We start from the raw sequence: 13,787 nt of genomic DNA on the forward strand, positions 1-13,787 counted from the left end.
TGAAGGTATGGCAAATGAAAAATATGCTTTGCTTGACACAGATTTTATCTCCAAGATGCATCTCATACGTAAAGATGACCAAAATAAGCTGATTGATAAGATTATGGTAATGCCAAATTATACTTTTTATTGTCATGAGCAGGTAAGTGTTGAACTTTTGCGTCATAATACTGTTGGACCATTGGAATGGTTTAAGGGTAAGGTTAAGAGTAAATTGATATATCTTTATAATGATGAAATGATTCTGGATGAATTGACAGCTATTTATGGAGATTTAGCATTAGTAATGTATGTTGATATGCTGAAAACCGCCTGTGATGCTTATAAGGATGGATACTTTGAAGAAAATTTCACAGAAATGTCTAAGATAAATGCCTTATATGTAGGCAGAACGGAATTTCTTGAAAAATTAACCTTAGATTGTGAGACTATTGGAGCAGGGAAGAATCTTGGCGAGTTAAAATCATATGTATTACTACAGGCTTTAAATATGAAATTTGGACAACGAGTTTATGTATTCTGCTCAGATGATAAAAATGCCCGAAATGGAATTGTTGCGATGGGAGGAGCTAACTGTATTAGTGTTTTATTCTCTTTTGTAAGACTTCAGAAGGAGATTCATTTCAGCAGGGAAGATGCAGAACCATACATTAAATCATATATGAGCTGTTGTCTGGGGAAAAATCAAACTACATTCAGAATCCAGGATACATCAAAAGAAAAACGTATGTGTAAAGTACCGTGTGAGCAGGTGTTTGATGAGATATTTGCCGGAAAGATTGATGAAATGCGAACTGGAAATTTGAAATATATATAGAGAGAATGAGAAGGATCATGGTAGATATACGTGATCCTTTTGTTATGTAAAATTTAAGAATACAAGCGTAATTTACTTAAAGTACATATTGACAAGCGGGATTTTGAAGTATAATATATAAGTGTAATTTAATTAAAGTACTTGTTTGGGAGGACGAATGATGCTCATATCTTTAGAAGATGTCATTCAATTTACGTTGGGAAAAAATAGAACACGTATAGATCCGCGGATTACAGATATTTATACGCCGGATAATTTTGAAAAAGATTTACATAGTATCACTACATTGGATAGACCAGATGAATGCATTATTAATCTTATGAAATCTAAGGCAGCACCGTTATCTAAAGAGACAAAAGAAAAATGTATAACTTCAAACTTTTTAAGATGCTTCTTTGATACTAATATCCTGGATCCATGGTACTTTTGTTACCAATTTAATATAGGAAAAGAAATAGAAGAACAGATTTATCGTTTCCATCAGGGGAATACACTTAGTGTAAAAAAACTGAATGTCCAGATTGTAGGGAAACTGAAAATTCCATTAATGGATATGCAACGCCAGCGGCTGATTGGAAGTCTTTATAAAAAAGCAATTATTCAAAAAGATTTAATGTTGCAGCAGGCAGAGAATATGGAATCTATGGTATTTACAGTTATAAAGAAAATTGAGGAGGACTAAAATGACAGAGGGAAAAGACTTATTACAGATTTTATGGGATGGGGCAGATGTACTTAGAGGGAAAATGGATGCAAATGAGTATAAAACATATCTGCTTGGCTTAGTATTCTATAAATATTTATCAGATGATTATTTGGCGACAGCATATGATTTACTGAATGACAAAGTTCCAGCTGATTTGGACGAAGCCCAAGCAGCATATGAAGAAGCTTTCCATAGTGACGAAAAAAAAGAATTATTAAATGAATTAAAAAATTCTCTGCATTATACCTTAGATCCGGATATGACATATGTTACTATGCTTAATGCTGCAAAAGAGAATCGCTTTAGCCGTGAAAAGTTGCAGGCAGCATTTAATCGTATTCACGAATCAGATGAGTTGTTTAATGGATTGTTTGCAGATGTAGACTTATATTCTACACGCCTTGGTACTGGAGAACAGAAACAGAGCGATACTATATCCGACTTAATTAAGGTGTTGGCTAATGCAGATCTTATTCATGCAGAGGGCGATGTCTTGGGAAATGCTTATGAATATTTAATTGGGCAGTTTGCATCAGAAACAGGAAAAAAAGCAGGAGAGTTCTACACACCTCATGGTCCTGCGCAGCTTTTATGCAGAATAGCAATGATCGGTCAGGAAAATAAGAAGGGACTTCTGGTATATGATCCTTGTATGGGATCTGGTTCTTTAATGTTGAGCTGCAAGCATTATTCAAATGAACCAGATTATATTCAGTATTATGGTCAGGAATTAATGCCTTCTACTTACAATCTAGCGAGAATGAATATGTTTTTACATAGAGTGCATCCGGAACATCAGCATTTAAGAAATGGAGATACATTAGATGCAGACTGGCCGCATGATGAAGAAACAGAATTTGATGTGGTTACAATGAATCCACCATATTCTGCAAAATGGTCTGCAGCGGAAGGATTTAAGCAGGATGAAAGATTTATGGATTATGGTGGTAAACTTGCGCCTAAGTCAAAAGCTGATTATGCCTTCCTTTTGCATGGCTTCTATCATCTTAAACAGACGGGGACGATGGCGATTGTTCTTCCGCATGGAGTATTATTCAGGGGAGCATCAGAGGGTGCAATCAGACAAAAACTGTTAGAAAATGGTTCTATTTATGCTGTAATCGGGCTTCCATCAAATATGTTTTATAATACTTCTATTCCAACCTGTATCGTAGTATTGAAGAAGCATAGAGATGGAAGAGATGTGCTATTTATTGATGCATCGAAACTGTATGTAAAAGAGAAAAAACAGAATATTATGCAGGAAGAACATATTGACCGAGTTCTGGAACTATATAAAAATAGAAAGCCGGTGGAAAAGGAAGCATATCTGGCTTCTTATGATGATATAGTATCCAATGATTTCAACTTAAATATTCCACGATATGTGGATACCATGGAAGAAGAACCGGAAATTGATATGAAAGATCTGACTCGACGTATTCGCGAGACTGATAAAGCAATTAAAGAAGAAAATGCTTCTCTGCTGAATATGCTCAGGGATTTAGAATGCAGCACTGAAGATACTAAAGATGCTATCTCTGAATTTATTCGAATTTTAGAGGAGGTCTGAAATGTCAAGTATACCAAAGATAAGATTTAAGGGGTTCACTGATGATTGGGAACATCGTAAGTTGGGAGATGCACTGGTTAGCTTGCAGAACAATACACTTTCCAGAGCCGATTTATCGAACGAATCAGGCGTTGCAAAAAATATACATTATGGTGATGTGCTTATCAAATTTGGAGAAGTTTTAGATGTAAGACAAGAGCAGCTTCCAATGATTCAGGACGAAAGTGTTTTGATGAAATATAAGGCTTCATTTTTGCAGAATGGAGACGTGATTGTAGCTGATACAGCAGAGGATACAACTGTTGGAAAATGCAGTGAAATAGCAGGATTAAGCAATGATGTTGTGTTATCTGGATTGCATACTATTCCATATAGGCCATTAGAAAAATTTGCTCCTGGATATTTAGGATATTATTTAAATTCAAGTACATATCACAATCAGTTGCTACCTTTGATGCAGGGGATAAAAGTTACATCAATTTCAAAATCTGCTATGCAAGATACAGATATTATCTATCCTAAATCGGAGGAAGAGCAAGCTAAGATAGGAAACTATTTCTGTAACCTTGACCACCTCATTACTCTTCACCAGCAAAAGTGTAACGACATTAAGCTTCAGAAAAAATATATGCTCCAAAAAATGTTTCCGCAGAATGGAAAGAAAGTTCCAGAAATAAGATTTAAAGAATATACTGGAGATTGGGAACAGCGTAAGTTGCTTGATTTGGTGGAGGTTTTAGATGGAGATCGTGGGAAAAATTATCCGACAAGTGATGATTTTGATATTAGCGGGCATACACTTTTTTTAAATGCATCCAATGTGACTAATGATGGTTTTTTATTTCAGGATAATCAGTTTATCAGCGAAGAAAAATCTAATAGCATGGGCAATGGCAAGCTGGAAGAAGATGATATTGTTGTTACATCCAGAGGTTCACTCGGTCATATAGCTTGGTATAATGCCGAAATTTCAAGCTTTATACCATATGCAAGAATTAATTCTGGAATGCTTATTTTAAGAAACAAAAAAGAGGCAGAAACAGAATATTTATATCATTTTATGAAATCTGATAAAGGACAGTCACAAATTTCCTTCATGAGCTTTGGAAGTGCACAACCACAGTTAACCAAAAAAGGTGTAGAAGGATTAGAAGTGATATTGCCCCCAAAAAGAGAGGAACAAGCTAAATTGGGCAAGTATTTCTCCAACTTTGACCACCTTATTACTCTTCACCAGCGTAAATATATCGAACTCAAGGAACTAAAAAAATACATGTTGCAGAATATGTTTCCGCAGAAAGGATAAACTATGGCAGAATTAGAATCCGCTATTGAGAAAAGTCTGATTGATAAATTATGTCACGATAAATCACAATGGACTTATCGAGCAGATATAAAAACAGAGGAACAACTCTGGAATAACTTCAAATATATATTAGAGCAGAATAATAAAGCCAAGTTAAATGATGTTCCATTATCAGAATCAGAATTTGCCAAGATAAAAAATGACATTTCCCATGCTTCTTTTTATGAAGCAGGAAAGTGGCTTGTTGGTGAAAACGGAAAAGTATATGTGCATATACAACGTGGGAATGAAATGCTGCATTTGTTGGTAATGAACAATGAGCATATATGTGGTGGTACAAGCGTATATGAAGTAATTAATCAATATCAGGCTTTTGCAACTGGTGAGGATGAGGATATTCGTAATCGAAGATTTGATGTTACTCTGCTTATAAATGGTATTCCTGTGATTCACATAGAGCTGAAAAACAAAAATCATTCCTATATGGATGGATACCGTCAAATCAAAAAATATATATCTGAAGGAAAATTCCACGGTATTTTTTCTAATATACAGATGTTTGTGGTAAGCAATGTGGTAGACACCAAATATTTTTCAGCAGCCAGAGATACGGAATTAAATAAGAAATTTATTAGTGGCTGGTTGGATAAAAAGAATAATCCCGTTTGTAATTATATAGAGTTTGCAGATTCTGTACTACATATACCTCAGGCTCACAAGATGGTTGCTCAGTATACCGTACTGGATAATGAGGTCAGAAGATTGTTACTACTTCGTCCATATCAGATTCATGCCATAGAAGCTATGCGTGCTGCTTCACAAGAAGGAAAATCTGGATATATCTGGCACACAACCGGATCAGGAAAGACTATGACTTCTTATAAAGCAACACGAAATCTTTTGATGGATATTCCGGCTATAGAAAAGACGATTTTTCTGATTGATAGAAAAGACTTAGATACACAAACAAAAATGGCGTTTCAGTCATACGCAGATAATGATACAATCGATGTTGACGATACCGATAATGTTAATGCATTAATAAATCGGCTTACTGATGGAAATCGTCAGATGATTGTTACTACTATACAAAAACTGCAAATCATGATAAAAAGACGCTTAAAAGAAGGCGATAGGGCTTATCAGAAAATAAGAAATCTTCGTATTGCTTTTGTTGTGGATGAATGTCACAGGGCAGTAACCCCTGGCACGAAAAGGAAAATCGAAGAGTTTTTCAGTCGTTCTTTATGGTATGGTTTCACTGGAACGCCTATAACGGATGAAAATCCTTATGAGAAAAAAGGAGATCTTCCACAGACTACGAAACAGCTATACGGTGAATGTCTTCATAGTTACACAATCAAAGAAGCTATTCATGATGAAGCTGTACTTGGATTTATGGTTGAGAATCTCGGACCAAAAGAAAACGTTGAGGATTCAGCAGTATTCGAAAGTGAAACTCATATGAGACAGGTATTGGATATTATTCTTAATCGCTCGGCCTCTAAATTTGGACTTCAAAAAGGAAAGGGTAGAACTTTTGAGGGAATTTTAACAGTTAAATCTATTCCAATTGCTCAAAAATACTATAAGTTATTGAAACGCATAAAAGAAGGAAATGATGAATTGAAAATTTCTGATAAAATTCATCAGGCATTGCCGGATTTTCCTAAATTTGCCATTACATATTCTCTGTCTGAAAATAAAGAGGGGTCTGAAGTTAATCAGATTGAAATGCAGGAATCTCTCAAGGATTATGGAGATATGTTTGGAACTTATTATAAAATTGAAGAGATTGCTACTTATAATAAAAATTTGAATAATCGACTGGCACGAAAAGAGAAAAAATATCTGGAAAGAAGTCAGCAGCTTGATTTGGTTATTGTAGTAGAGCGATTGCTGACAGGGTTTGATGCTCCGCAATTATCGGTTTTGTTTATAGACAAGCAACCAATGAAACCTCAAAATATTATACAGGCATTCTCAAGAACCAACAGACTTCTGGATGATACAAAACAGTATGGACAGATTGTGACTTTTCAGTCACCAAATGACTTTAAATCTGCAATTGATTATGCTTTGAGACTCTATTCTCTTGAAAAAGACGGTGCAGATGTAGCCCTTTCAGAAGACTGGGAAAAGGTCAGTCAGGATTTTAAAATATCTGTAAATGCTATTCATGCTTTGGCAGAAAGACCTTCCGATGTTAGTTCATTATCCAAAAAACAAAAACAATCTTTTGTGCATTTATTCCGTACATTGGATCATGACTTTGCTCATCTAAAAGCATTTTCCAGATACTCTGAGGATATATTGAATAGCTATGAGTTTTCAGAAGAGGAGTATGAAGATTATGCAGCTATGTATAGAAATGTAGTAGAGGAGTTTCAATCGGAAAGAGATCCATCTACTAGTGATGGACCGGTTGTGAATGATTATGATTTGATTGCATACCACAAAATAAAGATTGATTTTGAATATCTTGTTGAACTTTTACAGGGATTTGTAGATTCTCTACATCCTGAAACAAATAACCAAAAACAGTCAGATTTTCAGGATAAAATAAAAGAAATTCGTGAAATGGTCAATGAATTTTCACAGTCCAATCAGAAAATGGGAAATCTGTTGAGTATAATTGTTGAGGAAATAGAAAATGACAGCCGTAAATATTTTAGACAGGATATTTCAGCAATTATTAACCGTAGGAGATATGAAGCAATTAATAAAGAAATATTTGCTTTCGCAAAGAAATGGTTTATTAGTCCGGAAGAGGTCTGGTATCATGTGCAACATTTCCAAAATGGAATTATTGCTAACAAAACAAATCTGAAAAAGGCAGCTCAATACTCTGAGTATAAGGTAAGCACTGAGCATCCTATGACAAAATTGCAATTCAATCAATCTATTGTAAAGGAATTCAAAAATGAATTGATGGAAAATATTCTTCCGTTGTTGAGATGATGATGCTAATATTCTACTATTCATTAATCTGGATATAAAGGATTAATGAATAGTAGATAAAGTGTTGGCAAAAGCTATAAATTGTATTGAAAAGAGAGGCTATATGTACGGAATCGGATTTTATGATGAATACATAACACGATTAGGAAATTTAAGGGATAAACCAGATTTAGCTACACCATATAAAATTGCATATTTAAAGAAGCTTATAAAAAATAATGAAGTTTATAAATTTATATCATTTCAAAAAAATGCAGAAACAAAGCTTAAGACATTAAAAGAAGGAAAAATATGGTTTTCTTTTTATAAAACTTTAAATGATGAGACAGAATTTCAGATTGATTATAGAATAAAGAAAATTGTTAATGAAACAGGGTATAAAAAAGGATATATAGAGTTAATCATTAATTATCTTACAGAAATGTATGATGTTTTTTCGCTTACATATACATATGAAGAGTATATGTGGGATGCGTATGCGTCAGAAGGCAATGGTATTTGCGTAGTATATAATGTTGGAAATTATGATCAGTTATATCCTGTAGAGTATTGCGAAAAAAATACACTTGATTTTACGAAAATGATTATAAATGCATTGAAAAGAAAGAGTTTTGAATTGTCGATTATTCCATGGGTAGTGAAAAATCCGTATAATGAAACTGCAAAATTAGATTCCACGAAAGAAAAAGAAGTAAGGATGCTGTATTGTCCATATGATTTGGCTGAGTTTAATGGTGGTCAGATTCAATATAATATAAAAGAACGCAAAGCATATAAAGGAATTGCGAAATCATATACAGATTTTGAATTGAGTATTTCAAGAATAATTATAGGTAGAAAGTGTACAGTGGAGATGAGAAAAGAAGTAATTGACTATGCCGAGAGTAATGATATACAATATTCGGTCATTTAAAGGTAGAAAGATAGGAAGGTATTATGAATAATGATGTGTTAATAATTGGCAATGGATTTGATTTGTATCATAAATTGCCAACAAGATATACAGATTTTTTGGTTGTAGTTGAAAACTGGGCAGAGTTTTGGACGTTATATAGGAATAACATCAAAATAGAAGAAACAGAAAATGAAGTTGAGAGAGAAACATTCAGTGTAAGCTTAGGTGAAAATGGAAGGTTGACACAAAGGGCATTACAAGATTTTGCAAATCATGCTGCTAATTTAAATAGTCGAAATTTAGAAGAATTGAATGATATTATTTTGAAAAATGTTTGGATAAAATACTTTGTAGAAAGTGGCTATTCATCTGATAGTTGGATTGATTTTGAGGCAGAGATAGAAAAGGTACTTATTACGATAGAGGATTTTTTTACAAAAGATATTTTTTCGTGTGAGGGAAAGATGTTGTTGCAACCGTTGCCATCTAATAAAGCTCAGATTATAAAGTTTATGATTACAAATGTACAGTCATTTAGCTTAAATGTAAGAATAGTTTCTAAACGAGATATAGAAAATCTAGTTTATGGGAATTCAAAAACAGAATTATTGAATGTGTTAAAAAATGAATTAGATGGACTAATAAAAGCTTTCAGAATTTATATGACAGAATTTGTATGCAACATAAAACCAATGGTACGTTGTCCTCAAATTGAACAGTTATTGGATGTAAATTTGCTTAGCTTTAATTATACATATACATATAAGAGTATATATGGAAATAGAAACATAAATCAGCATCATCAAGTTCATGGCTCTCTTCAACAAGATGATATGGTATTGGGAGTAAGAGATGATGCATTTGAAAATTGGGATTATATATATTTTCAAAAATTCTTTCAAAGAATTCAGAAACGAACAGGTGCATTTTATAAAGCATGGATACCACAAATACGTAGATCTGTAGAAGATGCCCCGATTAAGGTGTTTATAATGGGACACTCTCTTGGTATGACAGACAAGGAGATATTAAAAGAGTTTTTTTATGGTAAATATGTCTCTGAAATTACAATTTATTATCATAATCAATATGCATATGAACAATTAGTGATTAGCTTAGTTAATATGTTTGGAAAAGAGTTTGTGATTGAACAAACGGGATCTAATAGAATAAAATTTATCCAATTAGATTCTCCAATAAAAGTTTCTGTGGAAAATGAAATGATTTTTTGATGTTAACTAAATTAAAATGGATGATGACGAAATTGAATTGTTGATGAGGTAATTTGTGAATGGCAATGATGACAGTATATCACGGTGGCTATCAGCCGGTAGAAAAACCGGAAATACGAAAAGGACGCAACACAAAAGATTTTGGAACAGGATTTTACTGTACCATTATTAAAGAACAGGCGCAAAGATGGGCGAGACGTTACGACACTAAGGTAGTTTCGATTTATAATGTACGCTTGAATTCCAATCTGAAGATAAAAGAATTTAAGGAAATGACAGAAGAGTGGCTTGATTTTATTATTTCATGCCGAAGCGGACAGGAACATGACTATGACATTGTCATCGGTGCTATGGCTGATGATCAGATTTATAACTTTATTTCAGATTATATAGATGGTGTGATCACACGAGAACAATTCTGGGTTCTTGCTAAATTCAAATATCCGACACATCAAATTGTATTCTGTACAGAGGCAGCGCTGAAATGCTTAAAATATCGAGATTGTGAGGTGCTTTAATGATTGGAATCGGAAGAGAAACACAGAAGGATAACGATTTGTTTTTTATCTGTAGTTTGATTGATTATATTGCAAGAAAGACTAAGAATATCCGTGCATATATCGTGAATCAGCTGGGCAAAGAACGGTTGGAAAAGATATATGATCTTGCAGATGTTTATCATTGTGATAACATTGATCGAGTAAGTGGTGACTTTATAGAAGAAGCACAGATAGGTATTGGTACATTTGACAATGTTGGAGAATGTAAATATTCCATTCCATCTCATTGGGATATCGGAAAAGTATATAAGCGTCTTATAAAACAGGTAGCAGAGTACGAAAATATAAGTATTATTGATGCATTAATTAAAGTTTACAATTCGTTTATCAGCGCTAAGATCGATGATTATAACAGCAGTGTATATTATGAAAATCCTTCATATATATTCGAATCGTACAAAGAAAATAAAATGCTTTAAGAAAAATGATAAAATGAAGGTAATAAACTGTGACAAATTGTCACGAGTTGAAGATAAGGGGAGCAGGATGGATATTCTTGTGCGATGAGATCGCACTTCCGGAAATTTGGAAATCAGATGTCCGGAAGTGGAAATCATCTATGCGAGTTTACTCGTGCATATCATTCTCGTAATTGGGGTAGAATAATAAGGGAATATTCGCTTAAATTATTGAATATTCCCTTATTTTATACTATTATTTAAGGGAAAGGAAGGAGGGGTAAGGGAATGCGAGACTTTAATTATTCAGCGATCAAGGAGCAAAAATGGGATTCAGAAGTCTTGGGGCTGGTTGCTGCGATTTATAAAGAAGCTGGAAAACAGGAATTATATCTGAAGCAGCGTCCGGAGGAACTTGAAAAGTTAGTGGAGATTGCCAAAATACAAAGTACGGAGGCATCTAATGCAATTGAGGGAATTGTTACAACCAGTACGAGGATCCGACAGCTTGTCGAAGAAAAAACTACGCCGAAAAATCGTGACGAGCAGGAAATTGCCGGATATCGTGACGTCTTGAATATTATACATGATAGTTTTGATGCCATTCCCATCACAAGGAATTATATTCTGCAGCTTCATAAGATACTGTATAGCCATATGAATAATCCGATCGCAGGACAGACAAAGAATGTGCAGAATTATATCAGTGCGACTTATCCAGATGGTCATGTTGAAGTCCTTTTTACACCACTTGCACCATATGAAACGCCGGAGGCACTTGACAGGATTTGTGAAGAATATAATCGAGTCATAGGAAATATGGAGTTGGAACCATTGATTGCTATTCCTGTTTTCATTCATGATTTTTTGTGTATACATCCTTTTAATGATGGAAATGGCAGAATGAGCCGTCTTCTTACAACATTGCTTTTATATAGAAATGGATTTTATGTTGGAAAGTATGTTTCATTGGAAGCGAAGATTGCAAAGAATAAGGATTTGTACTATTCTGCGCTTGCTGCATCGCAGACAGGCTGGCGCGAAGGAACAGAAGATGTAGTGCCATTTATTAAATATCTCCTTGGAACGATCCTTGCTGCCTATAAGGATTTTGAAGACAGAATGAGCCTGGTTGAAACGAAACTTCCTGCACTTGAGATGGTACGCAGAGCAAGCCAAAATAAGATCGGACGTTTTAATAAACAGGATATTCGTGAATTGTGTCCTACACTCAGTGACAGTTCTATTGAGGGAGCTTTAAGAAAACTGGTTGCTGCAGGTGAACTGAAAAAAGAGGGAAAAGGAAAAAACACATGTTACTTTAGACTAACTTAATTTGGTCATAATAGGCCAAAATGACTAAATTAAAATGGATGATGATGAAATTAAAAAATAACTGCAGCAACATAAAAGAAAAACTACTCCTCCTCTTAAAATAATTAACTGGCACATTTCCCCAAAATGCGTTATCCTGTAAAAAGAGAAATATACAGAACTACACAAACAGGAGGGCCATTCATGAACAAAAACCAAATTTTCATAAAAACTGGCACGGAATACAAGAAAATCACCAAAGAACTTCTGGAGGAGAGCAATCTTGCGGAGCTGATCGGCGATAAGGATAAGATGGTTGGTATCAAGCCAAACATGGTATCTGCATCTGACCCATCCAATGGCGCCACAACACATACCGAGATCATTGCCGGTATACTAGAATACCTGAAGGAGCATGGCTTCCACAGGATGATGATCCTCGAGGGTTCCTGGGTAGGGGACCGTACTTCAGATGTATTTGAGGTATGCGGTTATCAGCAGATCTGCGATGACTATGATGTGGAATTCCACGACACACAGAAGGACAAAAGCTTCACAAAGGACTGCAGTGGCCTGGAACTCAGGATCTGCAACAGTGTAAAGGATGTTGATTTCCTGATCAATGTACCGGTCATGAAGGGACACTGCCAGACCAAGATCACCTGTGCCCTCAAGAATATGAAGGGACTGATCCCAAACACAGAGAAACGCCATTTCCATTCCATGGGACTGCATAAACCGATCGCACACTTAAATACAGGCATTCATCAGGATTTTATTGTAGTCGACAATATCTGCGGTGATCTGGATTTTGAGGATGGTGGAAATCCGGTTGTGATGAACCGCATCTGGACAGCAATGGATCCGGTGCTCGTAGATGCTTATGTCTGTCAGCAGCTCCACTACAAGGTTTCTGATGTTCCATATGTAAAACTTGCCGGAGAACTTGGCGTTGGCTGCTCTGACATTTCCAAAGCGGACATCCGCGTACTGGGTGAAAATGTTCAGCAGAACATCCCGGAACGCCGCAAAGTTGTAGAAGTAGCTGATGCTGTCGAGGAAGTAGATTCCTGCAGTGCCTGCTACGGATACCTTATCCCGGCACTGGACATGCTCAAACAGGAAGGGCTTCTCGAAAAACTGCACGAAAAAATCTGTATCGGACAGGGATACAGAGGCAAAAATGGAGAACTCGGAGTCGGACACTGCACCAGAAACTTCAAGCATCATGCAGAAGGCTGCCCGCCGACCGAAAACCAGATCTATGAATTTCTAAAAGAATACATCTCGAAATAAAACAGGTGGGGGAATGCAGATACATTCCCCCACCTTTATCTTTCATAAGCTTCTTTCAGGATCTTCACGATCTCTTCCGTAGTAAATTTACTGCTGTCGATACACAGATCATACTGTCCCATATCCAGCCATTTCTCATCGGTAAAGAATTCGTAATAGGATCTACGTTCTTTGTCCATTCTCTTGACCAGTTTGCGGGCACTCTTTTCTTCACGGTCGAGGCGCTCCATGACATTTTTGACACGGGTCTCAAACGGTGCGTAGATGAATACGCTTAAAGTACGATCCTGGAGGATATGGTTGGCACATCTTCCTACGATCACGCAGTCTTCCTTGTCCGAAAGGGAAAGGATGATATCGCGCTGGAGTTCAAACAGAACATCATTCATCGGAATTGCCCGGTAATCCTGGCTTATCTGAATCTCATGATTTACAGGAAAACTCCATGCCCCTGGCCGTTTCTCATCCACATCAGCAAGATCGCCGAAAGGAATATTCTTGTCCCTGGCTGCGATCTCGATCAGTTCTTTATCATAAAAACCGATTTCAAGTTCTTCTGCGAGAGCCTTGCCGATCGCACGTCCACCGCTTCCATACATTCGATTGATTGTGATAATACGTTTACTCATATAGCATCCTCCTTTCGAGGGTTACTGTTCACTCCGTTCGCAGTAACTTTCAATTTTTTCTTGTGAATATTATAACATAATAGTTAGAAAATATCTATAA

General features: G+C 35.6%; 12 protein-coding genes. 11 read left to right on the forward strand and 1 reads right to left on the reverse strand.

Annotated elements, in window-relative coordinates; genetic code table 11:
• The first annotated feature begins 7 nt into the window (after positions 1-7).
• The 11 genes from DWX28_RS01410 (at position 8) to DWX28_RS01460 (ending at position 13,058) form a co-directional block, all read left to right on the forward strand.
• Positions 8-817 carry a hypothetical protein gene (locus DWX28_RS01410; protein ID WP_118251445.1) on the forward strand — a complete coding sequence of 270 codons (810 nt, stop codon included), beginning with the start codon at positions 8-10 and terminating at the stop codon, positions 815-817.
• 157 nt (positions 818-974) lie between these two features.
• Positions 975-1,499 (forward strand): hypothetical protein, encoded by a 525-nt coding sequence (locus DWX28_RS01415; protein ID WP_147342069.1) that lies wholly within the window; start codon positions 975-977, stop codon positions 1,497-1,499.
• A 1-nt stretch (position 1,500) separates the two neighbouring features.
• Complete coding sequence (locus DWX28_RS01420) at positions 1,501-3,096, forward strand: type I restriction-modification system subunit M (RefSeq protein WP_118251447.1); 1,596 nt, start codon at positions 1,501-1,503, stop codon at positions 3,094-3,096.
• 1 nt (position 3,097) lies between these two features.
• Positions 3,098-4,402: a restriction endonuclease subunit S gene (locus DWX28_RS01425; RefSeq protein WP_118251448.1), complete on the forward strand. Its 1,305-nt coding sequence runs from the start codon at positions 3,098-3,100 to the stop codon at positions 4,400-4,402.
• 3 nt (positions 4,403-4,405) lie between these two features.
• A complete protein-coding gene (locus DWX28_RS01430) occupies positions 4,406-7,363 on the forward strand; it encodes a type I restriction endonuclease subunit R, EcoR124 family (RefSeq protein ID WP_118251449.1) in 2,958 nt (985 codons plus the stop codon).
• A gap of 103 nt (positions 7,364-7,466) precedes the next feature.
• Positions 7,467-8,276, forward strand: coding sequence for a hypothetical protein (locus DWX28_RS01435; protein ID WP_118251450.1), 810 nt, complete (start codon positions 7,467-7,469; stop codon positions 8,274-8,276).
• Between the two features lie 23 nt (positions 8,277-8,299).
• Complete coding sequence (locus tag DWX28_RS01440; protein WP_118251451.1) at positions 8,300-9,490, forward strand: AbiH family protein; 1,191 nt, start codon at positions 8,300-8,302, stop codon at positions 9,488-9,490.
• 59 nt (positions 9,491-9,549) lie between these two features.
• Entirely contained in the window at positions 9,550-10,008 is a 459-nt protein-coding gene (locus DWX28_RS01445) for a DUF3990 domain-containing protein (protein ID WP_118251452.1), read from the forward strand.
• Positions 10,008-10,469 carry a hypothetical protein gene (locus DWX28_RS01450; RefSeq protein ID WP_118251453.1) on the forward strand — a complete coding sequence of 154 codons (462 nt, stop codon included), beginning with the start codon at positions 10,008-10,010 and terminating at the stop codon, positions 10,467-10,469. The genes DWX28_RS01445 and DWX28_RS01450 overlap by 1 nt, the downstream gene beginning before the upstream one ends.
• A 267-nt stretch (positions 10,470-10,736) precedes the next feature.
• A complete protein-coding gene (locus DWX28_RS01455; RefSeq protein ID WP_118251454.1) occupies positions 10,737-11,783 on the forward strand; it encodes a Fic family protein in 1,047 nt (348 codons plus the stop codon).
• Positions 11,784-11,966: 183 nt separating this feature from the next.
• A complete protein-coding gene (locus tag DWX28_RS01460; RefSeq protein ID WP_118251455.1) occupies positions 11,967-13,058 on the forward strand; it encodes a DUF362 domain-containing protein in 1,092 nt (363 codons plus the stop codon).
• A gap of 35 nt (positions 13,059-13,093) precedes the next feature.
• Here DWX28_RS01460 and DWX28_RS01465 read toward each other — a convergent pair whose 3' ends face one another.
• Positions 13,094-13,687, reverse strand: a complete 594-nt coding sequence (locus DWX28_RS01465) for a cytidylate kinase-like family protein (RefSeq protein WP_118251456.1) — start codon at positions 13,685-13,687, stop codon at positions 13,094-13,096.
• Between the last annotated feature and the right edge of the window lie 100 nt (positions 13,688-13,787).

This window comes from Blautia sp. AF19-10LB, from assembly GCF_003461245.1.
GTDB classification, from domain to species: domain Bacteria; phylum Bacillota; class Clostridia; order Lachnospirales; family Lachnospiraceae; genus Blautia_A; species Blautia_A intestinihominis.

What these genes read in the sequence shown, in the direction of transcription:
- DWX28_RS01410 (WP_118251445.1), top strand. Translation starts at nt 8, where the DNA reads ATGGCAAATGAAAAATATGCTTTGCTTGACACAGATTTTATCTCCAAG.
- DWX28_RS01415 (WP_147342069.1), top strand. Translation starts at nt 975, where the DNA reads ATGATGCTCATATCTTTAGAAGATGTCATTCAATTTACGTTGGGAAAA.
- DWX28_RS01420 (WP_118251447.1), top strand. Translation starts at nt 1,501, where the DNA reads ATGACAGAGGGAAAAGACTTATTACAGATTTTATGGGATGGGGCAGAT.
- DWX28_RS01425 (WP_118251448.1), top strand. Translation starts at nt 3,098, where the DNA reads ATGTCAAGTATACCAAAGATAAGATTTAAGGGGTTCACTGATGATTGG.
- DWX28_RS01430 (WP_118251449.1), top strand. Translation starts at nt 4,406, where the DNA reads ATGGCAGAATTAGAATCCGCTATTGAGAAAAGTCTGATTGATAAATTA.
- DWX28_RS01435 (WP_118251450.1), top strand. Translation starts at nt 7,467, where the DNA reads ATGTACGGAATCGGATTTTATGATGAATACATAACACGATTAGGAAAT.
- DWX28_RS01440 (WP_118251451.1), top strand. Translation starts at nt 8,300, where the DNA reads ATGAATAATGATGTGTTAATAATTGGCAATGGATTTGATTTGTATCAT.
- DWX28_RS01445 (WP_118251452.1), top strand. Translation starts at nt 9,550, where the DNA reads ATGGCAATGATGACAGTATATCACGGTGGCTATCAGCCGGTAGAAAAA.
- DWX28_RS01450 (WP_118251453.1), top strand. Translation starts at nt 10,008, where the DNA reads ATGATTGGAATCGGAAGAGAAACACAGAAGGATAACGATTTGTTTTTT.
- DWX28_RS01455 (WP_118251454.1), top strand. Translation starts at nt 10,737, where the DNA reads ATGCGAGACTTTAATTATTCAGCGATCAAGGAGCAAAAATGGGATTCA.
- DWX28_RS01460 (WP_118251455.1), top strand. Translation starts at nt 11,967, where the DNA reads ATGAACAAAAACCAAATTTTCATAAAAACTGGCACGGAATACAAGAAA.
- DWX28_RS01465 (WP_118251456.1), bottom strand. Translation starts at nt 13,687, where the DNA reads ATGAGTAAACGTATTATCACAATCAATCGAATGTATGGAAGCGGTGGA.